This window comes from Hyphomonas atlantica corrig., assembly GCF_000682715.1.
Classification (GTDB): domain Bacteria; phylum Pseudomonadota; class Alphaproteobacteria; order Caulobacterales; family Hyphomonadaceae; genus Hyphomonas; species Hyphomonas atlantica.
The window spans coordinates 125,635-147,806 of the sequence record NZ_AWFH01000056.1 but is presented as its reverse complement, the minus strand read 5'-3'; the positions used below and the strand labels follow the sequence as shown (position 1 = coordinate 147,806).

The 22,172-nt window shown below is 58.8% G+C and carries 20 protein-coding genes; 7 read left to right on the top strand and 13 right to left on the bottom strand.

Annotated features, from left to right (window positions below; genetic code table 11):
• Nucleotides 1-35: 35 nt before the first annotated feature.
• The 10 genes from murD to HY36_RS14725 all read right to left on the bottom strand — a co-directional run bounded on the left by murD (nt 36) and on the right by HY36_RS14725 (nt 10,781).
• The gene (gene murD, locus HY36_RS14770) at nt 36-1,451 is read right to left on the bottom strand and encodes a UDP-N-acetylmuramoyl-L-alanine--D-glutamate ligase (RefSeq protein ID WP_035554407.1); all 1,416 of its coding nucleotides are present in this window, start codon (nt 1,449-1,451) and stop codon (nt 36-38) included.
• A gap of 10 nt (nt 1,452-1,461) precedes the next feature.
• A complete protein-coding gene (gene mraY / locus HY36_RS14765; RefSeq protein WP_035554405.1) occupies nt 1,462-2,655 on the bottom strand; it encodes a phospho-N-acetylmuramoyl-pentapeptide-transferase in 1,194 nt (397 codons plus the stop codon).
• On the bottom strand, nt 2,655-4,088 hold the full coding sequence (locus tag HY36_RS14760; protein ID WP_035554403.1) for a UDP-N-acetylmuramoyl-tripeptide--D-alanyl-D-alanine ligase: 1,434 nt from the start codon (nt 4,086-4,088) through the stop codon (nt 2,655-2,657). Before HY36_RS14760 ends, mraY begins: the two co-directional genes overlap by 1 nt.
• Entirely contained in the window at nt 4,085-5,524 is a 1,440-nt protein-coding gene (locus HY36_RS14755; protein ID WP_051602837.1) for a UDP-N-acetylmuramoyl-L-alanyl-D-glutamate--2,6-diaminopimelate ligase, read from the bottom strand. The genes HY36_RS14760 and HY36_RS14755 overlap by 4 nt, the downstream gene beginning before the upstream one ends.
• Nucleotides 5,521-7,152 (bottom strand): peptidoglycan D,D-transpeptidase FtsI family protein, encoded by a 1,632-nt coding sequence (locus HY36_RS14750; RefSeq protein ID WP_035554400.1) that lies wholly within the window; start codon nt 7,150-7,152, stop codon nt 5,521-5,523. Before HY36_RS14750 ends, HY36_RS14755 begins: the two co-directional genes overlap by 4 nt.
• Complete coding sequence (gene ftsL, locus HY36_RS14745) at nt 7,149-7,490, bottom strand: cell division protein FtsL (RefSeq protein ID WP_051602836.1); 342 nt, start codon at nt 7,488-7,490, stop codon at nt 7,149-7,151. The genes HY36_RS14750 and ftsL overlap by 4 nt, the downstream gene beginning before the upstream one ends.
• Entirely contained in the window at nt 7,487-8,515 is a 1,029-nt protein-coding gene (gene rsmH, locus HY36_RS14740) for a 16S rRNA (cytosine(1402)-N(4))-methyltransferase RsmH (RefSeq protein ID WP_035554398.1), read from the bottom strand. The genes ftsL and rsmH overlap by 4 nt, the downstream gene beginning before the upstream one ends.
• The gene (locus HY36_RS14735; protein ID WP_051602835.1) at nt 8,515-9,027 is read right to left on the bottom strand and encodes a division/cell wall cluster transcriptional repressor MraZ; all 513 of its coding nucleotides are present in this window, start codon (nt 9,025-9,027) and stop codon (nt 8,515-8,517) included. Before HY36_RS14735 ends, rsmH begins: the two co-directional genes overlap by 1 nt.
• A 421-nt stretch (nt 9,028-9,448) precedes the next feature.
• The gene (locus HY36_RS14730) at nt 9,449-9,991 is read right to left on the bottom strand and encodes a carboxymuconolactone decarboxylase family protein (protein WP_035554397.1); all 543 of its coding nucleotides are present in this window, start codon (nt 9,989-9,991) and stop codon (nt 9,449-9,451) included.
• A gap of 229 nt (nt 9,992-10,220) precedes the next feature.
• Complete coding sequence (locus HY36_RS14725; RefSeq protein ID WP_035554395.1) at nt 10,221-10,781, bottom strand: peroxiredoxin; 561 nt, start codon at nt 10,779-10,781, stop codon at nt 10,221-10,223.
• 119 nt (nt 10,782-10,900) lie between these two features.
• On the opposite strand from HY36_RS14725, the gene HY36_RS14720 reads away from it, so the two are divergent.
• Both HY36_RS14720 and HY36_RS14715 read left to right on the top strand, forming a co-directional pair.
• Nucleotides 10,901-11,800 carry a hydrogen peroxide-inducible genes activator gene (locus tag HY36_RS14720; protein WP_035554579.1) on the top strand — a complete coding sequence of 300 codons (900 nt, stop codon included), beginning with the start codon at nt 10,901-10,903 and terminating at the stop codon, nt 11,798-11,800.
• Between the two features lie 97 nt (nt 11,801-11,897).
• Nucleotides 11,898-12,869: a bifunctional helix-turn-helix transcriptional regulator/GNAT family N-acetyltransferase gene (locus HY36_RS14715; protein ID WP_035554393.1), complete on the top strand. Its 972-nt coding sequence runs from the start codon at nt 11,898-11,900 to the stop codon at nt 12,867-12,869.
• Between the two features lie 66 nt (nt 12,870-12,935).
• Here the strand turns inward: HY36_RS14715 and HY36_RS14710 are convergent, their stop codons facing one another.
• From HY36_RS14710 to HY36_RS14700, 3 genes are all read right to left on the bottom strand, one after another.
• On the bottom strand, nt 12,936-14,396 hold the full coding sequence (locus tag HY36_RS14710; protein WP_035554391.1) for a sigma-54-dependent transcriptional regulator: 1,461 nt from the start codon (nt 14,394-14,396) through the stop codon (nt 12,936-12,938).
• A gap of 762 nt (nt 14,397-15,158) precedes the next feature.
• On the bottom strand, nt 15,159-15,515 hold the full coding sequence (locus tag HY36_RS14705) for a hypothetical protein (RefSeq protein ID WP_035554388.1): 357 nt from the start codon (nt 15,513-15,515) through the stop codon (nt 15,159-15,161).
• Between the two features lie 66 nt (nt 15,516-15,581).
• Nucleotides 15,582-15,908 (bottom strand): nuclear transport factor 2 family protein, encoded by a 327-nt coding sequence (locus HY36_RS14700; RefSeq protein WP_273011696.1) that lies wholly within the window; start codon nt 15,906-15,908, stop codon nt 15,582-15,584.
• A gap of 504 nt (nt 15,909-16,412) precedes the next feature.
• Here HY36_RS14700 and HY36_RS14695 point away from each other — a divergent pair.
• The 5 genes from HY36_RS14695 to HY36_RS14675 all read left to right on the top strand — a co-directional run bounded on the left by HY36_RS14695 (nt 16,413) and on the right by HY36_RS14675 (nt 21,645).
• Complete coding sequence (locus HY36_RS14695; RefSeq protein WP_162176007.1) at nt 16,413-17,303, top strand: ParA family protein; 891 nt, start codon at nt 16,413-16,415, stop codon at nt 17,301-17,303.
• Complete coding sequence (locus tag HY36_RS14690) at nt 17,272-17,655, top strand: hypothetical protein (RefSeq protein WP_155841962.1); 384 nt, start codon at nt 17,272-17,274, stop codon at nt 17,653-17,655. Before HY36_RS14695 ends, HY36_RS14690 begins: the two co-directional genes overlap by 32 nt.
• A 57-nt stretch (nt 17,656-17,712) precedes the next feature.
• Complete coding sequence (uvrB, locus tag HY36_RS14685; protein ID WP_035554382.1) at nt 17,713-19,911, top strand: excinuclease ABC subunit UvrB; 2,199 nt, start codon at nt 17,713-17,715, stop codon at nt 19,909-19,911.
• A 77-nt stretch (nt 19,912-19,988) separates the two neighbouring features.
• Complete coding sequence (locus HY36_RS14680) at nt 19,989-20,591, top strand: hypothetical protein (RefSeq protein WP_162176006.1); 603 nt, start codon at nt 19,989-19,991, stop codon at nt 20,589-20,591.
• Between the two features lies 1 nt (nt 20,592).
• The gene (locus HY36_RS14675) at nt 20,593-21,645 is read left to right on the top strand and encodes a DUF262 domain-containing protein (RefSeq protein ID WP_051602834.1); all 1,053 of its coding nucleotides are present in this window, start codon (nt 20,593-20,595) and stop codon (nt 21,643-21,645) included.
• Nucleotides 21,646-22,172 lie beyond the last annotated feature (527 nt).

Genomic DNA, 22,172 nt, shown 5'->3' with positions numbered 1-22,172 from the left:
CGAGCGTGCGAGCAGTGGGGTGGACGATACGTAGGTCAAGCCAACTCCTTTATCTCCTGCGGCATCATGGACTGAACGATGCTCCGGAACACATCTCCGCGATGTTCAAAATCGCGGAACTGGTCGAAACTCGCACAGGCAGGTGAAAGAAGAATGACCGGATTTTCGTCTCCGACCGCTTTTGCATCCTTAAATGCAGCCGCGACTGCTTTTTCGAGCGAGCCACAGGACTGAACAGCAACCTGCCCTCTCAGCGTGGCAGAGAATGGCTCCTCGGCCTCACCGATCAGATAGGCTTTCGTAATGTTCGGGAACAAGGGCGCGAGCGGCTTGATACCTTCGGCCTTGGGCACGCCGCCAGCGATCCAGTAGGCGTTCTTGTAGGCCTTCAGCGCCTGCTCGGCTGCCTCGGCATTGGTTGCCTTGGAGTCGTTGACGAATTTCACGCCATCGATCTCGCCGACCATTTCCAGACGATGCGCAAGACCAGGGAAGGTGCGCAGGCCGTCCATGATCGCCTGCTGGTCCAGGCCAAGCGACCGGCAGGCCGCATAGGCCGCCGCAGCGTTCTGATGGTTGTGGCGTCCGGGCAGGGCCATGCAGTCGCGCAGATTGCCAATGTACTGGGCCTGCCCGTTGCAACTATCGTAAAGCCGTCCGTCCACGGCGCTGACGCCTCGGCCAAGCGCATAGGTGGACGAGGCCTGCAGGACCCGCGCCGGGCCATTTGCCGACAGACCGATGGCGATGGACTGGGTAATCACATCGTCAAACCCGATAACAGCGACATCGCGTTCTGTCTGGTTCTGGAAAATGCGCATCTTCGCGGCCTGGTAGCCTTCCATGCCGCCATGACGATCCAGATGGTCCGGTGTGATGTTCATCAGGACGGCCACGTCGCAATGCAGGCTCTTCACCAAATCCAGCTGGTAAGACGACAGCTCCAGCACATAGACCGCATTGGCATGCAGGGGCGCCAGGTCCAGGACGCCGGTGCCGATGTTTCCGCCGATGCGCACATCCCGGCCTGCCTGCTTCAGGATATGTCCGATCAGCGCCGTCGTGGTCGATTTGCCATTCGTGCCGGTGATGCCGACAATCTTCGGGCGGCCGCGTTCCGGCAATGCCTGCACGGCGCGGGCGAACAACTCCATGTCACCGACAATTGGCACATTGGTCATTTCCGCCATGCGCACGATGCGGTGTGGTTGAGGAAATTTGTAGGGCACGCCCGGCGACAGCACGAGCGCCGCGAAGGTCTGCCAGTCGCGTTTGTTGATGTCCGACAAGGTCAGGCCGGCGGCCTCTGCCTTGGCGCGGGTCTCTTCATTATCATCCCAGGCATGAACACGCGCGCCGCCAGCCTTCAGAGCCTTGGCAGCCGAGAGGCCTGTCCGGCCAAGGCCGAACACTGCAACATCTCTTCCCGCATATTCAGTAATCGGAATCATAAGTCTCCACTTACCTCAGCTTCAGGGTTGCGAGGCCCGCGAGGGCGAACAGGACGGACAGTATCCAGAACCGGGCGACGACGCGCGTCTCTGGCCAGTTCCTTTTCTGAAAGTGGTGGTGCAGCGGCGCCATCAGGAAGATGCGCTTGCCTTCGCCGGTCAGTTTCCGTGTGATCTTGAACCAGCCGACCTGCATCATCACCGACAAGGCTTCGAGCACGAACAGGCCACCGATGATGACCAGCGCGAACTCATGCTTGGCCGCGACCGCCACGACGCCCAGCATGCCGCCGAGGCCCAGCGAGCCGGTATCGCCCATAAAGACCTTGGCCGGGTAGGCATTGTACCAGAGAAAGCCCATGCCCGCGCCAATCATGGCGCCAAGCAGAACGGCCAGTTCCCCGGTGCCGGGCGTGAACTGGATGCCGAGATAATCAGCGAACACGAAGTTACCCGTCAGGTAGGCGATCAGCGCATAGGAGGCGGCGGCAAAGCTCATCGGCACAATGGCCAGCCCGTCGAGCCCATCGGTGAAGTTCACGGCGTTCGCACTGCCGACCACAACGATCATTCCAAACAGGATGAAGAAGGCGCCAAGCGGGAAGAAATAGTCATTCACAAAGGGCACGGCCACACCGCCTGCAAAGGCCGGGTCAGCAGGCTCAACGCTTGTCTTTGGCGCGAGGCTGGCGATGGTCTTTGCCAGATCGTTGAGCGGGCCCCATTCGGCATGGCCCGCCGGTGTGTGTGCGCCGTGCAGCCCCATGATGAAGGCACAAGCCAGCGCCGCAATGCCGAAGCCGACCAGTAGGCGCAGCTTGGCCGAGACGCCCGCATCGGTCTGTTTGGAAACTTTGGCGAAATCGTCGAGGAAGCCGAGAAAGGCATAGGACAGGGTCACGAACAGGGTGACCCAGATGTACGGATTTTTCAGATTGCCCCAGAGCAATACGCCAATGACCAGGCCGAACCAGATCAGGAAGCCGCCCATGGTTGGTGTGCCCTGCTTCGAGAGCTGGGCTTCCAATGACAGGTCGCGGATCGGCTGCCCCTTACCCTGCCGGGCACGGAGGAAGTTGATCATCGCGTCGCCGAACATCACCGTCACAAGGAACGCCGTCACCACGGCGGCTCCCGAGCGGAAGGTGATATAGTTCAGAACATTGAATATACCGCTGTCTGCGGCCAGCCACTCATACAGCATCACCCAACCTTCGCGGTGCCTTCTGCCCCGCCTTCCATCTTACCCGTTGCCAACTCGCTCCATTGGCGAAGTCGGTCAGCTAGTTTCGCCATCCCGGACGCATTCGAGCCCTTGATCAAGAGCACATCTCCATCTCGGAGTGCATTTTGCAGAGGATTCCACAGCTCTTCCCAATTGCGTGCCCAGATCGGCTCGAACTGGGGCGGAAGTGAGTCCGCCAGATGAGTCATTTTGTCGCCTGACAGGAATATGGCAGCTGGCCCGGTATCTGCCACCGGATCAGCCAGGCCTGCATGCTCCGCATCCGATGTATCGCCGATTTCCAGCATCTCGCCGAGCGCAATCAGGCGTCGTCCGCCACTGCGCCGCTGGAGGGCTGACAGCGAGGCGCGCATGCTGGCCGGGTTGGCATTATAGGCATCGTCGATCAGCATGACCGCACCGCCTTGTGGTAGGGTAATCTGTTCGGCCGTGCCGCGCCCCGGGGGCGGCGTGTATCCTGTCAGCGCCTCTGCGCAATCCTCGACCGCAAGCCCGGACTGGCTGGCCGCCAACACGGCTGCCGCCGCGTTCATCGCCCAATGCTCGCCGACAGCGTTGATGGTGACCAGAACCGGCTTGCCGACGATGTCCAACTGGATGCGGCTTTCATTGCCATCGGTCTCATAGCCGACGACGCGAGCCGTGGCCTCGGCGCTGCGGCCAAAGCTTTCGAGATTCCCGGTTGGGCAAAAGCGCCGCGCGCGCCCGGCCAGATATTCAAAAAATTCGTCATCCGCGGGCAGGATAAACGTGCCGCCCGCTTCCAGCCCGCTGAAAATGTCGGCCTTCTCATGCGCCACGGCGCTGAGTGAACCAAGCCCCTCAAGATGCGCCCCGGCGATGCAGGTGACGATGCCGGTGTGCGGACGAACCATCTGGCTACGCGGCGCAATCTCACCCGGCGTCGACATGCCGATCTCGAAGACAGCGCGGGTGGTTTCTTCCGGCATGCGCGCCAGCGTCAGTGGCACGCCCCAGTGATTGTTGAAACTTTTGACATTCCAGTGCGCCGGGCCGAAGGCACGATAGATCTGCGCCAACATTTCCTTGACGCTGGTCTTGCCAGCCGAGCCCGTTACCGCCGTGCGATGGGCGCCGCAGCGTACCCGCGCGGCCACGCCCATCTGCTCCAGCGCAGCAAGCACATCTTCGACCACGACTTGCGGCCCCAAACCGACCCGGCGCGAAACAAGCGCGCCCGCCGCCCCGGCGGCAAACGCCGCTTCAACGAAGTCATGGCCATCGCGCTGGTCCGTCAGGGCAACGAACAAATCGCCCGGCTTCAGGCTGCGCGTGTCGATCGACACAGAACCGGTCACCGCGAAGGGATCTGTCGCAGCGCCGCCCGTCACGAGCGCAATGTCTGAAGATGTCCAGAGCGGCGCACTCATCCGGCAACTCCCTTCAGGGCGTCAAGCGCCGTTTCCTGATCAGAGAACGGGATCACGTCCGCACCGATGACCTGGCCGGTTTCGTGCCCTTTGCCAGCGATGACAAGCGTGTCGCCTTTTTGCAGTTCTGCGATCACCGTGCGGATCGCTTCGCCGCGATCACCAATCTCGCGCGCGTCCGGCGCAGCTTCGAGAATGGCATGCCGGATCTGGTCCGGGTCTTCGGAGCGGGGATTGTCATCCGTGACGATCACATCATCGGCCTGGCGCGCGGCGATCTCGCCCATGAGCGGACGTTTCTTCGCATCCCGGTCCCCGCCGCAGCCGAAAATCACTTTCAGGCGCCCGGCCGTATGCGGACGAACAGCCCGCAGCAATACGTCAAGCCCATCCGGCGTGTGAGCATAATCCACGAACACGCCCGCGCCTGCCTCGGTCTTGCCGACGAGTTCCAACCGGCCTTTTACGGGCTTAAGTTTCATCAGCCCGTCGACCACTTGCTCCGGCTCCATGCCGAGCGAGAGGCAGATTGCCGCCGCCGCCAGCGCGTTGAGCGCCTGGAATTCTCCAATAAGGGGCAGTTCAAATGGCTTCCATTCCACATCGCGCCAGAACAGGTTCAGCACCTGTCCGGTTGCGCGCGGCATGATCTCGTCAATCCAGAGGTCTTCCCCGCGCCAGCCAAACGACACAACCTGAAGGCCATGATCTGTCGCGGCCTTTTCGAACACGTCACGATGGTCGCTGTCTGCATTGACAATGGCCGGCATACCCTGACCGCCAAAATCACGGAACAGGCGCAGCTTCGCGTCGAGATATTCCTCCATCGTCGCATGATAATCGAGGTGGTCCTGCGTGAAATTCAGGAACGCCACTGCCGACAAGTCCACACCATCCAGGCGATGCTGTTCCAGGCCGTGACTGGAGGCCTCCATCGCGCAATGGCTCACCCCCTGCCCGACCAGTTCGTACAAGGTCTCGTGAATGGTCACCGGGTCTGGTGTTGTGTGGCCAACATCAATCTTGCCCTTCGGGCCGATGGCCCCGAGCGTGCCCATCGAGGCAGCAGACAGCCCAGCATTGGCCCAGATCTGGCGACAAAAATCGACCGTGGACGACTTTCCATTCGTTCCTGTCACGGCGGCAATCGTCTTCGGCTGCGCGGCATGAAACCGTTTCGCCGCCAGCGCCAGCGCCCGACGTGGTTCGTCTGCAATAACGTGCGCTGCGCCCGCGACATCCACACCGCCCTCGGACAGGACTGCCACGGCGCCTTTTTCGATAGCTTGCGGGATGTAGTCCCGCCCATCCGACACAGTGCCTTTCAGCGCGGCGAACAGATAGCCCGGCGCGACACGGCGGCTGTCTGCCGTCATGCCTTTGATCTCGATATCGCCCTGCTCGATGAGCGGGAAAAGGTCTTTCAAACTGGTCACAAGGAACTCCTCTTCTCCTCGCCGGAGCGGAGGGCTGCGCCAGCCGGGCGGATATCCTCGAAGCGTGGGGCCAGCCCAAGAAGCGGAGCCACGCGCTCGATCATCCGTCCCGCTGCCGGAGCCGCATTGAACGCCGCCGTCGCGCCGATCTCCGATCCGGCCTTCGGATCATCCAGAGTGACGATCAGGGCATATTGGGGGCGATCATAGGGAAAGACTGCCGCAAAGCTCGTGACATTGCGGTCATCATAATATCCGCCATCAACCGGCTTCTCTGCGGTGCCGGTCTTTCCGGCGACGCGATAGCCGGCCACTTCGGCATTCTTGCCAGTGCCGGTGACCACCGCTTCGCGCATCATCACGTTCACAATTTCTGCCGTCAGGGCGGACATGACCCGCACAGGCTCAGGCCGTTCGCGCGTGGCATCCATGATCAGGGTCGGCTGAACCCGCTCTCCACCATTTGCAAAGGATGAGAAGGCCGCAAGGAACGCCATGGGCGACACGGCAATGCCGTGTCCATAGGACACGGTTGCAGAATAGAGATCATCGAAGCGTTCCGGCAGGATGGGCGCCGAGCTGCCGGATAGTTCGATGGCTGCCCGTTCCATCAGGCCAGCACGGCGCAGGAAATCCTGCTGGCGGCGCGGACCGAGCTTCTCATTGATCCGCACCGTGCCGATGTTCGAACTCTTGGAAATAATGTGCGTGACATCCGCATCGCCATAGAGCGGGTGGTCATCCTCGATCTTGTAGCCGCGAATTTCGAGCGGCTTGCGTACGTCAAACATCTCCTTGGGATGGATCACACCCGCTTCGAGCGCGGCGGCGACGGTAAACGGCTTGAAGATCGAGCCCAGCTCATAGACGGCGCCCGTTGCCCGGTTCAGGCGGGAGGGGTCCGTCATGGAGATGTCGATGGATCGGTTCGGATCGAAGGGCGGCCAGCTGGCCATCGCGCGGATTTCTCCGGTCTGCGCATCCATCAGGATCGCCGCGCCGCCTTCGGCCTCATGCTCTACGGCAGATATTGCCAGTTCCGCTTCCACCGCGGCCTGCACACCATTGTCGATGGTCAGGCGTACCGGCTCACCACCGGCGGCAAGGCGTTCATTCTGGCTGTATTCGATGCCGCCTGCGCCGACGCCATCGATGTTCGTATAGCCGAGCACCTGACCGGCCAGCGTGCCGCGCGGATAGGCCCGGCGGCTTTCCTCTTCGAAGCGAAGGCCCTCAAGGCCCAGATCGAAAACGGCTTGGCGGCGGCGCGGGGTCAGGCCGCGCTCGACCCAGACAAACTCCCGGCTTTGATCGGACAGGCGGCGCGTCATGTCCTCGACGTCCAGGTCCGGCAACACGGTCGCCAGCGCCTCAGCGACTTCAGCCCCGTCCCAGATCAGTTTCGGATTGGCGACCAGCGAATAGGCGCTAACAGATGTCGCCAGCAGCTCACCATTTCGGTCCACTATATCTGCGCGCACCACACGCTCGGATTTCAGGCCTTCGCCGCGCGCAGGGGCCTTCTCGCCCGCAAGCGAGAGATAGCCGGCCTTTCCAGCCAGAACGACAAACAGCGCGCCGATCGCAAGACCAACCAGCCGTGTCCGGTTCCGGGAGGCTTCGCTCACTCGGGCGCCTCCCCGTCCAGATCGGGTTCAGGGGGCTTCACAGCCAGGCTGTTGGGCTCGCCCACCAGCGCGTCGAGATCGCCCTCAGAGGCCATCTGCTCCGGCTTCGGCGGCGCCATGCCCAGCTCGGTGCGGGCGTATTCTTCAATCCATTCGCGACGACTCATATGAGAGAGCTCCGTCTCAAGCAGCGCCTTTTCGGATTCTGCGGCTTCGATCTGGGCTTCAATGGCCATCAATTCGGCGGCGGTATCCTTCGCGCCGTATTTTGCCCGATAGAGGCTGACAATCAGCAGGCCAATCACAACCAGTCCAAACAGGAATGCGCGGCGACTCATAGGGCGTCCTCCAGATCCGAGATGGGCGGCAAATTCATGCCGTCGCTGGCTTCATCCTCAATGGCAGGCGCGCTGGTCCGGATCGCGGCCCGCAACTTGGCAGACCGTGCGCGCGGATTGCCTTCAACTTCGTTAGCACCGGGCAGGATCGCCTTTGACACCGGGAGATCGAAGGTCGCCCCCGGCCCCTGCTCAGCGACCGGCATGTGACGCGACCCGCCGCCCGCCTTGCCGGCGCGGTTCTTCAGCCATTGCTTGACGAGGCGGTCTTCCAGCGAATGGAAGGTGACGATCACCAGCCGCCCACCGGGGCGCAGAATCCGCTCTGCAGCGTGCAGCGCGCGGGCCAGCTCGCCCAGCTCGTCATTCACATACATGCGGATCGCCTGGAAGGTCAGCGTCGCCGGGTGGATGCGCGCGCCCTTGCGCCCGCCCACAGCGATCTCGACCGTTTCAGCCAGTTGCGTTGTTGTCTCGAATGGCGCGTCGGCGCGGCGCGCAACAATGGCCCGCGCAATGCGGCGGGACTGCTTTTCCTCGCCCAGACGGAAAATGATGTTGGCGAGATCCCGCTCAGCCATCTGATTGACCACGTCCGAAGCGCTCGGGCCGATTGCCCCCATGCGCATATCCAGCGGACCATGCTTCATGAAGGAAAAGCCGCGCTCAGCCTGGTCGATCTGGAAACTGGACACGCCAATGTCCAGCACCACGCCGTCGACAGCCTCATGACCTGCCGCCTCGGCCAGTTCATCCATGTCACCGAAGCATCCGAGTAACGGAACGAGTCGTTCCGTTTCCGCCTGAAGCGCCTTGGCCCGGGCAATGGCGTCTTCATCCCGATCAATCGCCAGCAGGGTGCAGTTCGCGGCGGTCAGGATGGCGCGGCTGTACCCGCCGCCACCGAATGTGCCATCAATGATCACGTCACCATCGCGCGGCGCGAGCCATTCGACCACTTCATCCAGCATGACCGGCTTGTGGCCACTGTCCGCCGCAGGGAGGGTTGGGGAATCTGACGCCATCAGCCCTCTCCCCCATCAACAAGCTTCAATGCTGCACCGCCATTGGCTTGCTGCATCAGCACTTCGGAATAGGCCTGGCCCAACGCCTCAAGCGTGTCTTCCTTGGCGGCCTCGGCAGCCATCGCGTCGAAGTGCTCGGCATGGCGATCCGGATTCCAGATCTGGAAACTATCCATATTGCCGGCGAACTTCACGCGGCCGTCGAGGCCAGCCGCCTTGATCAGTTCTTCCGTCAGCTTGATCCGGCCGGTGTCATCCATCTTGAGGTCAGCCGATCCGGCGATGATGCGGGTAACCAGGGCCTTGCGTGCGGGGGAGTGGGGCGCAAGGCGCGTCAGCGTGGCGCGATACATCGCCATCAGGGCTTCACCGCCGCCTTCGAGACAGCCTGAACCATCCAGTGCCGACCACAGGAAGATGCGATTTCCGCCACCCAGCGCCGCGCGAAAGGGTGCGGGTATGGACACCCGTCCTTTAGCATCAATTGCGCTTTCATAGGTGGAAACAAACACCCGCTAACCCTGTCTTGAAATGCCTCAACCCCACATGGGTAAACCATGTATTAACGTGGAGTATCATGGGACAGTATGGGCCTCAATGGGCGCTGTGGATGAATCGAAGTATCCACACACCTTAAGCGCAGGAACAAATAACAAATATTAGAAGAACAAATCAGAACCTGCGGATGGGCCAGTATGGGCTTTGCGAAAATTTCCGTTGTGAATCAGGTTCCTGAAGCCCCCTGCCCGGTCCGCCAGACCTGATCACGCCGGATATGTCATTTTTTGATGAATTCCACAGTTCGTTTCGCAAGCGACCTGATATCGGGCACACCGGCCTCTTTTCACTCGCGCAATGCTTGCCCTCATTGAAAAAGCCCCGAAGCAATGCTTCGAGGCCTTCAAGTAATCAGCAAAAGCGTCCTGACTGAGATCAGGCTGGCGCGGTCGCTGTAACAGCTTCTGCAGCCAGAACGCGCGCCACGGCATTTACCACCGCGCCGATACGGATGCCTGCCTGCACCTGCTCCGCCGACAAGCCATGCTTGCGCAACTCGGCCTCATGCGCGTCGAGACACATGCCACAACCATTCACGGCCGACACGCCCAGCGAATAGAGCTCGAAGTCTGCCTTCTCGATGCCCGGCGCGCCAATCACATTCATCCGCAGCTTGGCTGGCAGGGTCTTGTAGGTCGGTGCGCTGATCAGGTGGATCGAGCGGTAATAGACATTGTTCATGCCCATGATGGCGCTGGCCGCCTTGGCTGCCTTGATCGCTTCGGGGCTCAGCTTCTCTTCCGCTTCGGCCTGCAGCGCGGTCAGCGTCTGCGGCTCGCCCACGGCATGGGCGCAGGCCAGGAAGCAGCCATATTTCTGTTGGTCGCTCAGCAATTGCTCGTTCATCAACGAACCGAGATTGAGCTTAAGGTCCTTCGCATAGTCAGGCAGCGAAGATTTCAGGGACTCGATAGACATGAATCCTCATCCTTCCGGGATCAGTAATTAGATTTCGATGTGACGGGAGCGAAGTGGCCCGACAAGCCTGTAAGGCTGGGTGGGAGGGGAGTGCCAACGTCCGTGGAACTGGGTGGACGATGGGCCTGCCGGGCCATGCGTCACGCTGATGGGAAGACGCTCCTAGGGGTGGGGGAGGGAGAGGAGCATCTTCCCGGGAGTATCAGCGTGCGCTCATTATATGCGCGAACTAGGCAGCTGGTTCCAAAGTTTCTCCGCCGACCGGGCGGTTACATGGGCACAGCTCGTCAGTTTGCAGGGCGTCAAGCACGCGAAGCGTGTCTGCCGGGCTGCGGCCGACGTTCAGATTGGTGACGTAAACGTGCTGGATGACGTTGTGTGGGTCGACAACGAAGGTCGCACGATAGGCAACGCCTTCAGACGGCTCGCGCACGCCCAGACCGTCAACCAGCTCGCCGCGCGTATCAGCGAATTGCCAGATTGGCAGTTCTGCGAGGTCTGCGTGGTCGCGGCGCCATGCCAGCTTCACGAACTCGTTGTCAGTCGAACCGCCGAGCACAACCGCGTCGCGGTCTTCGAAGTCGCCAGCCAGACGGGCAAATTCAGCAATTTCAGTCGGGCAAACGAAAGTGAAGTCTTTCGGGTAGAAGAAGATGACCTTCCACTTGCCTTCAAAGGAATCCTGCGTGATCGGCTCGAACGCGCTCTCGCCGTTCTGCTCATGCTGCATGAATTTCGGCTTTACGCCGGTGACAGTGAACTCGGGAAGCTTTTCGCCAATGCCAAGCATAGTGATTCTCCTGGGTAAGATTTTTTGCTGCCGGGACGGTGGGCCCGGTTGGGCTGCCTTTACGCAGATGCGGCAAAAAGAAAAATTGATAATTTCCATTCCCGGTATAGATGGAATCTATGATTATACCCACACTCCGCCAACTGCAGTATCTAGTGGCCCTTGGAGAGACCGGATCCTTCTCCAGAGCCGCTGAAGCGTGCCATGTGACGCAGCCTACCCTGTCGGCTGGCATCAAGGAATTGGAAGACCTGCTCGGCGTGAAACTGGCCGAACGCGAACCTCGCGGCGCGAAGCTGACCCATGCAGGTGAACTCGCCGTTTCACGCGCCAATGCTCTGATCAATGACGCGCATTCCCTCGTGCAATCCGTTCAGAGCGCTGGCGCCTTGCTGACAGGCCCCTTCCATCTCGGCGCCATCCCGACGATTGCGCCTTTCGTGCTGCCCGCAGCGGTGCGGGCCCTCAGCGAGCAATTCCCCGCCCTGAAACTGTACCTGCACGAAGAGAAGACCCCGCGCCTGATCGACCAATTGCGGACCCGCACGCTGGATGCGGCCCTGATCGCCCTGCCTTGGGACGTGCCGGGAATCGAAATGCTGCCGCTATTCGACGATGAGTTCCTGTTTGCCGCGCCCGCCTCTCACCCTTTGGCACACAAGAATGCACTGTCGCCTGAAGACCTGTCTGGCGAGAACATGCTGCTGCTGGAAGACGGGCACTGTCTGCGCGACCATGCGCTGTCCATCTGCCGCATGAAGACGGGCAACTCGACCGAACAGGTTGCGGCAACATCGCTCGGCACCCTCGTCAACATGATTGCGGGCGGCCTCGGCGTATCATTGCTGCCAAAGCTGGCGACCAACAATGGCCTGAATATCGGGCCAGACGTGGCGCTCAGGGAATTCGTGAACCCTGTTGTTGGGCGACAGATCGGCATCGCCTGGCGCACCGGCAGTCCCCGAGAGGCCGACGCCCGGAAGATCGGCGAAATCGTGAAAGCCGCCACGCACCATTAGTCCCCTGCCCCAGTTTTCGTCACGGCGTAAGGATTGACGCCTCCTGGCACGGGGGCTATTAGATAACGCGTTATATAACTGATTATGGATTAACTCGATGTCGCAAGATATTCTGGAACAGGTTGGCTATCTGGGTCTGGCCAGCCGATTGAAACGCCTCGCCGACCGGCTACAGGCCGAAGCGGTCAGCGTGTTCGACAATCGCGCCTATCCGATCCAGACCACGCATTTTCCCCTGATCGCCGCACTGGAGGCGAGCGGGCCGCTCAGCGTGTCCGCCGCAGTGGAGGCCACCGGCGTCAGCCAGCCCGCCATTACGCGCATTCACAATGCCTTGCAGGGCATGGGCCTGACCGATACGCGAGCCGTTGAGGGCGACAATCGCCAGAAGGAAATATTCCTTACACCCGCTGGTCAGGCGCTCATCGCCGAAATGCGCGCCAGCTTCTGGCCCGCCGTACGCGACGCCGCGCAGCAGCTCTGCGCGTTTCCGGACCATGACTTGCTTGCCGAAATCAGCCTCGTGGAATCGCGCCTTGCCGAGCATCCGCTCTCTGCCCGGATCGAGCATGTCGCCAACCCCGCTGGGCTGGAAATCGTGGAGTTCACGGATGACCTCGCCCCGCATTTCGACCGCATCTCGCGCGAATGGGTGGAAGAGATGTTCCGGCTGGAGGCCGAAGACATCGCCATGATCGAAAATCCGCGCGCGAAAGTGATCGACAAGGGCGGTACCATTCTCTTTGTCCGCGACCCGGAGTTGGGCATCATTGGCACCTGCGCCTTGATGCCTATGGAAGATGGCGGCGTGGAACTGACCAAGATGGGCGTCCTGAGTTCCGCGCGGGGGCGCCGCGCCGGAGACTTCCTGATGCGCCAGATCCTGAAACGCGCCCGCGAAATGAAGGTGCAGGACCTGTTCCTGCTGACCAATTCAAAATGCGAGGCGGCCATCCGCCTGTATGAGAAGTACGGCTTTCGGCATGACGCGGAAATCATGCGCCGCTATGGCCACCGCTATGAACGCTGCGATGTGACCATGTCCTATGCGATGCCAACCCCCAACTAAAAAGCCCCGCCGATGTGGCGAGGCTTTCCGTCCGGTCTTGGCCGGAAACTCCCTTTGCACCTTGGCCTAGCTTGCCTTGCGCTCGTCCCGCACGTCGAGATCATACTCACGTACCTTGCGGTAAAGCGTTGAGCGCCCGATGCCCAGGCGACGTGACACCTCGCTCATATGCCCCTCATAGAAATCAATCGCATACTGAAGGATATCGCGCTCGATATCATTCAACGCACGAATCTCTCCGACCTCATCCTGAATGGCAACCGGACCATTACCGCCGGTCTGGGGCACCGTATCGGCAGCCGCTGGCATGACGCCGGCAGGCGTTTGCGGCAACATGGACACATCCGGCATCTGGCCGGAGATCTGCGGGAAATCCTGCGGGCGCAGCTGATCGCCATCACACAGCACCACTGCACGGAAGACAGCATTTTCCAGCTGGCGGACGTTGCCCGGCCAGTCATAGGCGTACAGCATCTTCATCGTGTCGTCGGCAACGCCGGACACTTTTGCGCCTTCGCTGGCATTGAAGCGGCTGACGAAATGATCGACCAGCGCCGGAATGTCATCGCGCCGTTCGCGCAGCGCCGGCATGTCGATCGGATACACATTGAGGCGATAGAACAGGTCTTCGCGGAACGTGCCTTCGGACACTTGCTGCGACAGGTCTCGGTTCGTGGCCGAGATGATCCGCACATCCACCTTGGTCGGGCGGCGAGAGCCAACAGCGTCCACCTCCCCTTCCTGCAGGGCACGGAGCAGTTTGACCTGCGCATCCAGCGGCAGCTCCCCGACCTCGTCCAGGAACAGCGTGCCGCCATCGGCCTCGACAAACTTGCCGAGCGACTTTGATACAGCCCCGGTAAAGGCCCCCTTCTCGTGGCCGAACAGGATCGACTCAACCAGGTTTTCCGGAATGGCGCCGCAGTTCACCGTCACGAAAGGCTTTCCGGCCCGGCCGGACGCGCCCTGGATACAGCGGGCAACGACTTCCTTACCCACACCGCTTTCCCCCAGGATCAGGACCGGAATCTCAGAGCTCGCTGCGCGTTCAGCCAGGCGAACTACCTGACGCATCGGCGCCGCGCTGGCGATCATGTCGTCAAAGCTCATGCCGCCTTCCGCCTTGCGGGACAGGCGCTTGACCTCCCCCGACAAGGTTTGCAGCTTCAGCGCATTCTGGATCGAGACAACGACGCGTTCGGGGTTGGCGGGCTTCACGATGAAATCGACCGCACCGCGACGCATGGATTGGACAATCGTGTCGATCCCGCTCGTGGCGGTCAGCATGATCACCGGCAGGTCCGACCGTTTGGCCGAAAGACGCTCCAACGTGTCCATGCCCGACAGGCCCGGCATGGTCAGGTCCAGCAGGACCACATCAATGCCGTCCTTCGGATCCGACGCGAGCGCAAGCCCCGCTTCACCGTCCGGAGCCGTGCGACACGCGAAGCCGGCCTTTTCAACTGCTGCTTGTAAAAGCCGCCGCTGGGTTGGATCGTCATCAATTACCAAAACCGTCTTTGCCATAGCAAATACTACCCTTCCATGCCCCCGTCCCGACCTGCTCGTCGGTCCGTGAAATTCACTGTCTGACACAAAGCGGAACAGGTTCGTCCCGTATCGTTACGCCCCGTTCTGACACACTGAGGTGGAAGTCCCGTTGAATGGATCGGTCAAATTTGATGCAAAATTTTCCAGCCCCGGGCATATGGAACATCATTCACGCTTTGTGTCCGAACGTTTCAACTCGCGTGTTAGGGGAACCTCTACTTTAACCGTCCCCTGACAGTTGAATCACAATTCTGGAAAGTACGTGTTCTGTAGTAACCAAAACAGAACACAAAGCTTACCGAGTCTGAACCTCGAGGCCCCTCGCGCGACCGCATGCGCGCCAGTGCGCTTGCAACGAGAGACCGCCTTCAGCCGTCGAGCATAACAATTGCGAGAGCCGGAAAAAAAATCCGCAAACCCGCATCGACAAAGCTTTGAAAACTTTCTAGTCAGCTGAGCTTCATCTGGCGTAGGGTATCCCTTTGGGGGAGCGCAAGAAACTCGGGGAAGAGACTCATCCTGACGAAGAGAAATCGCCACTTCGATAGTGATGGCACGGGCCGTTCGCGCTCGGACGAGATTCTGCGCGAAGCGCTGAGAAAATCCTTTGAAGACAGCCTGAAAGCCCCGCCATCACAGCGTTTGGAAGATCTCATGCGGGAATTGCGCAAGAAGGAAAAGGCCAAGAAAGACGGCGCATAAGCGCCGCCTCGCAGGGCGTGGCCCTCGCCTGTCCTGCTACAGGTCTTCCGGCTGTTGCCGCACCACTCCGGCCAGCAATGCCGGCGACAGGGGGCGGCGAAACTTCACGCCCACCACTTCATCCTGACGCAAGTGCTGAACGCACTCGACGCGGAAACTTGCATCGCCCGGTGTGGTTTTCACGAGCAGGTAAAACGTGTCGGGAAGGTTGCCCCAGCCCCCGACTTGCAGCCACGCGCCCTTTGCGCAGATATCGCGCACCTGCACGCTGCGGGCCTGTGTGTAGTCGTCCAGAACGATCCAGGCGGATACGTTATCCTGCACAACATCATTGTGTGGCAATTCAGGAAGGCCCCGACCGAAGTCAGGGTTGAAATTTGCGAAGTCGGTCATCAGGGTCCAACGCTTGACGTTATAGTGGTTTCCAGCCCTTAACGAATGTGTACAGGGCATAGTTACTTATGCAAGCTTTAGCCCACGTAGAACTGCGCCCTGATCAAAATAGGGTCTTTCGCAAATTATCTTGTCGCTGCCAGGGGCGAACTCGAACGAGGCCGCCATCCGCACCCTGAAGTTGTGCCCGGTGGGCGGGATCACCCGGTCCCCCACCCTCAATGGGCCGGTATGCGTGCCGGTTAACCAGAATTCGACCAGCACCGTGTCGGCCGCCTCATCGGCGGCAATCGAGATGATTTCATTGTCCTGGTCCGGGAAGGGCGTGCGCGACAGCTCGAAATAGCGACGCACGGCCTCCGCCCCGTCAAACACCTGCCCGCCCCCATGCATCTCATACCGCAGATGCTAAAACGTCTCCAAAACCGCGTCCCAGTCATGCGTCACCTCCAACGCCATATGACGACGGACAGTCTCGATACGGGATTGAGTGAGGGGGGGCATTTAGCTCGCCTCAATTTTGTGTAATCGCCATCAGGCGAGTTCGAAACATACTCTTTCACCTACACAGAGTACTTCACGAGAACTCTTCTTGATGCTTATCTACCTCTAGTGGGGGAGCATATGGAAGATATTCAGCACAACATAATTCAATTTCTCGAACAGTACGCATCTTTCATTCCAGAGTCCTATTGGCCCATTATATCGTTGTCTCTAGCAGCTATACTTATTGTTGGCGGTCTACTGCAAAGGATCCTGTCCGCTTGGTTCGGATTCACAAGCTTTTTCAAAAGCCTGTTTGGAACCAAAACGCGATCAAGTGTGCTCGCACCAAAACGGGCTCGAGTACTTAGAGAAGTTTGGCTGCGCGAACGGAGTATGGGCTCCATAGAACCAATGGAAAAGCCGGATGTTTCCACACCCATAATCTCATTCATCAACATGAAGGGGGGAGTAGGAAAGACTACTGTAGCCGCTAACGTGGGAGCTCACCTTGAAACCAAAGGCGCAAGAGTACTTTTCGTAGATTTCGACTACCAAGGCACGCTTTCCTTAATGGTAGCCTCCTCAATGAATAAAGATCGCCTGGATGCAAACTCGTATCTATTGTTGGAAGATCGCCCCTACTCCGAGGTGCGACAGCACATTCACCGTTTCGACGGCCACCCCAACATAGGCCTATTGGCTGCTCACTACATTTTATTCCGTGATGAGATGGAGTTATTTGCAAATTGGGCAGCCGATGGGTCCTCCTACGATATTCGTTTCGCGATGAAGCGGATTTTGCACGACCCCCTTTGTCAGAATGACTGGGATATCATAATTATTGACTGCGGCCCCAGATTTACCACGAGCACCATAAACGCCTTGTGCGCATCCACGCACGTTGTGATACCAGTGATATTAGATGAGCCCTCGGCGCAGGCTGTCGGGTACCTATCAAAGGAGTTTGAGGAACACCGCGCAGAACTCTTCCCCTACCTGAACCTTTTGGGAGTTATTCCCACGATGATAGATCAAGACCCACCGAACAGACGAGTTCCAAAGTTCAAACCCTCCGAACTGGAGCAGTTGGAGGCAGTGGAAGATGCCGTTTCAGATACATGGCATAGAGAAGGACTCGTTCTTAGAAATGCACGAATCCCAGACCGGTCATCTATCTCACAGCATTCTGACCAAATCGCCTACTATGTCAGCGGCGAAGCAAGACGCGTTTTCAAACGTGCTACTGGTATTCTTCTGCGGAGACTAAAAGATGAAAATTACAGAACTGATTGGAAAGATTAACACTCTAGAAATCAGTACAGCTGACGCTGAGGCTCTTGAGAAAGCACTTAAGAGGTTTGGCGCAATGTCTATCTTGGAGTTCAGCGCATTCCTAAAGAAGCAGAAGCTGCCTTCTGCTGCGAAAGACTATGTTAGTTTGACCCGAAAGTTGAAAGAACTGAAAGCAGAGCCCTCAAAGTTCGACGCCGAATTGAATGCTCTTGCCCGCAAAGTCACTAAGCAAGACCTTCAGGCAATCTTCAAGGAACTGTTTGAAACCCGCTCTACTTTGCCAGCTAAGCTGACCAAACCCGAAATGCTGGAACGCATAAAACGGCAACGGCGCCGTGATGCAAACTTCGCCTCCGCATAGCCGAACACAACAAGAACACCCTAGACACCTCCCCTCGCTCGCCCCATATCTGGCGGCATGGCTCCTCCCCCTCCCCCGAAAGGCGTTTCTGAAGCGCCCAGCGTGTTTTCGCTTGATGGGTTCGCGCGCGATGCTGCGGGCGCCCTGCCGTCTGACAACTGGACCCCGCACCGGCCTGACCGGGACTGGGTCAAGCTGGAGGGCGGCAAGCGCTTCAAGGTGCATTCCGACTACGAGCCGGCGGGCGACCAGCGCACCGCGATCCCCGAACTCGTCGAGGGCATCGGCGCGGGCGAGCGCGACCAGGTGCTGCTCGGCGCGACGGGCACGGGCAAGACCTTCACCATGGCCAAGATCATCGAGGCGACCCAGCGCCCGGCCCTGATCCTCGCGCCGAACAAGACGCTCGCCGCCCAGCTCTATGGCGAGTTCAAATCCTTCTTCCCCGAGAACTCGGTCGAGTATTTCGTTTCCTACTACGATTACTACCAGCCCGAGGCCTATGTGCCGCGCTCTGACCTCTATATCGAGAAGGAATCCTCCATCAACGAGGCCATCGACCGGATGCGCCACTCCGCCACCCGCGCCATTCTTGAGCGCGACGACGTGATCATCGTGGCGTCCGTCTCGTGCATCTACGGCATCGGCTCGGTCGAGACCTACACCTCAATGACGTTCAAACTGGAAGAAGGCCAGCGCATTGACCCGCGCACCGTGGCCGAACAGCTCGTCGCCAACCAGTATACGCGCAATGACATGAACTTCGTCCGCGGCACATTCCGCGTGAAGGGCGACGTGGTCGACATTTACCCTGCCCACTTCGAGGACCGCGCCTGGAAGCTCTCCTTCTTCGGCGACGAGTTGGAGAGCATCACCGAGTTCGACCCCCTCACTGGCCGCACCATGCAGAAGCTGCCTGCGATCAAGATCTATGCGAACAGCCACTATGTCACGCCGCGCCCGACGCTCAACCAGGCGATCGAGAAGATCAAGGCGGAGCTGAAGCAGACGATCGACCATTTCGAAAAGCACGGCAAATTGCTGGAGGCCCAGCGCATCCAGCAGCGCACGCAATATGATCTCGAAATGCTCGCCGCCACGGGCAGCTGCAACGGCATCGAGAATTATTCCCGCTACCTCACCGGGCGCAAGCCGGGCGACCCGCCGCCCACCATGTTCGAATACCTGCCGGACAACGCCCTCGTCTTCACCGATGAGAGCCACCAGACCGTGCCGCAAATCGGCGCCATGTACAAAGGCGACTTCAGCCGCAAATCCACACTGGCCGAATACGGGTTCCGCCTCCCCTCCTGCATGGACAACCGCCCCCTGAAATTCGAGGAATGGGACGCGATGCGCCCGCAGACGGTGCACGTCTCGGCGACGCCCGGCCCGTGGGAGCTGGACCGCACCGGCGGTGTGTTCACGGAACAGGTGATCCGCCCGACCGGCCTGATCGATCCGCCGGTCGAGGTGCGCCCCGTCTCGAAGGATGGCGCCAACCAGGTCGATGATGTCATGGCAGAGGTCAAGGATGTCGCCGCCAAGGGCTATCGCAGCCTGATCACGACCCTGACGAAAAAAATGGCGGAAGACCTGACCGACTTCCTCAACGAGCATGGCGTGAAGGTGCGCTACATGCATTCCGACATCGACACGATCGAGCGGATCGAGATCATCCGGGATCTGCGCCTTGGCGAGTTTGATGTTCTGGTCGGCATCAACCTCCTGCGCGAGGGGCTCGACATTCCCGAATGTGGCTTTGTCGGCATCCTCGATGCGGACAAGGAGGGCTTCCTCCGTTCAGAGACGAGCCTGGTGCAGACCATTGGCCGCGCGGCGCGGAATGCCGATGCCCGCGTCGTGCTCTATGCCGACAAGGTGACGGGCAGCATGCAGCGCGCGATGGAGGAGACCGAACGCCGCCGCGCCAAACAGATCGCCTATAATGAGGAACACGGCATCACGCCGACCACGATCAAGCGCGCCGTCGCCGACATCCTCGGCGAGCTCGGCGAAAAATCCGACACGCCCCGCGCGCGCGGCCGCGGCAAGGACAAGGCCAAAGGCAAGACGCGCGGCGTCGCGGAAACAAAAGCCTTGCCACTTGCAGGTGAATCCGGCCACAACCTCAAAGCCGTCCTCGCGGACCTCGAAAAACAAATGCGCGAAGCCGCCGCGAACCTCGAGTTCGAAGAGGCTGCGCGTCTGAGGGACGAAGTGAAGCGGCTCAGGGAAGAGGAGCTGGGGCTGTAGATGTTGGTAAATCCTGTTTTCGACTTTTCATCGTTGCCATCTAATATGCCATTTTAAAGTCGAACGAATTGCCGATCTTGTTTTCTACCCCAATCGAGGCCCTAATTTCCTATTCATCGCTGAAGGAAGTGATCAGCTCCGATCAAGGTTTTGATTTCCTTGAATGGACAATTAATCACCGCGACGTTGGAATCTTCGGTAAAGAGCGTGATGAGCTGGTTTCTGAAACCGCCCGACAGTTTGGAGTTGACGAAGATTGCGTACACATTATGGGATCTGCAAGATATGGTTTCTCTCCGACCCCTAAGCTCTTGAACGGTGAGATCATAAAGCTCCCGGGGCGCCCCTTCTCCGAAGAATCCGATGTAGATATCACGATCATATCTACCCAGCTGTTCGATACGATTTGGCAAGACGTTTACGACCGATTTCCGTATTTTCGGAAATATAGTTTTCGCGACTTCTCCCAATTTAGTGAATTCCTGTATCGTGGCTGGATGAGAGCAGACCAAATACCCTTCCGTCACCCATGGTATCGTCGATGGCGCGAGAAAAGTGTAGCAATTTCTGACTATGCAATAGGATCAAAGCTTGAAGTTTCTGTCGCTCTTTTTCGTAACGACTATTTTATGAAGAGAAAGCTGGAAGGCACGAAACACACCATGATGAGTGGATACTAATATGAACATCGTGACATCAAGTAAGAGAATTCATGAAATTATCAAAGATGTGCAGGATGGCAGCTTAGTCCCGAAGCCTGCATTTCAGAGGAGGAAGGTCTGGTCACAGAAAGACAAAGCTCGACTTATCGACACAATTTTACTCGGTTATCCGTTTCCTGAGATTTATTTTTGCAACGGCGAAATTGATACCGCCACGGGCAAAGGCACGACGATGATCGTGGACGGCCAACAACGAGTTTCCACAATCGTTGAGTACTTTTCTGACTCATCAGACTTCAAACTGCCTCCAGACTTACCTCCGTACAAAGATCTTACCGACAGCCAGAAACGAGCATTTCTGGAGTACCCGGTTGTGGTGAGAAATCTTGGAGATACGCCTTTGAAGGAAATCGTAGAAATATTCCGCCGTATTAACATCACCTCTTACAACCTCAATGCGATGGAAATAAATAATGCGATCTACGACGGCCCTTTGAAGACATTTGCAGAGCAATTAGTTCTCAACGATATTTTCGCAACGCGACGCTTCTTCAAACCGGCACAATTAAAGCGAATGGGAGATGTACGCTATGCTCTGACTCTGATCATCACAATGATGCAGGGATACTTCAACCGAGATGATCGGCTTCAAGAGTACTTAGAGATATACAACGATGAGTTTCCTCACGAGGCAGAAATTCGAAATCGGTTCGAAAATGTGGTAGAATTTATTGAGAGCTGCGGGTTTGCTGAAACTAGTAAAGTTTGGCAGCAAAACAATCTTCTGAACGTAATTGTCGAACTCGACAAGTTGTTGAACCTCGAAGCAATTCAACTAAATCCCAACCTTGTCTACGAGCGTTTAGACGACTTTTTTCTTACTCTAGATTCAACCAGAATGTTTGAGAACAGCCGAATGGCTCAAGCTTTCGATCGCGCTTCTGTTCAAGCTGCAAACGACCGGAAAAACAGAATTCGACGCGGTGAAATCCTTCGAGCCATAATCATCGGAGAGGAGATCGAAACAAATATCAGAACAAAAGACGATTCCACCCTCCCGTTGTTTGATTGAATAAACTAAGTGTTCTTGGAATTCTGACTTCCTTCCCTACACATCACCATAATACCCATACCCGTTCGCGTGGCACCATTGGATGAGGGTCGGGAGGGCGGCCTGTTCGGCCTTCAGAAAGCCGCCGACCTTGTCGGCGAAGGGCGTGATGGCCCTGCAGGGTCAGCGTGGTGATCGCCTCGCGCGCTCAGCAATCGGTAGGGCGGGCTGGCGGGTCATGACCCGCCCCACGGGGTTCCCGTGCCTGTCATCCCGGAATTTGCGTGAGCAAATATCCGGGACCCAGCAGCATGGGTGCCTTCTTGCGGGGTGGGTCCCGGATAAGCGCGAGGCGCTTTCCGGGATGACAAACTCTCCTCATTTCCGCATCTCCGGCGCGGCGGGCGGTAACGCTCCACTCCGTAGCCATCTACAAATCATCAGGCGGAGCGCCACGGCGCCCGCCGCGCTGTCGGTTCCATCAGGGGCCGGGAATACGGGATACCCGGATGGCGTGCGCCAGTCCGGATGTTTGTGCTGACGGGAAC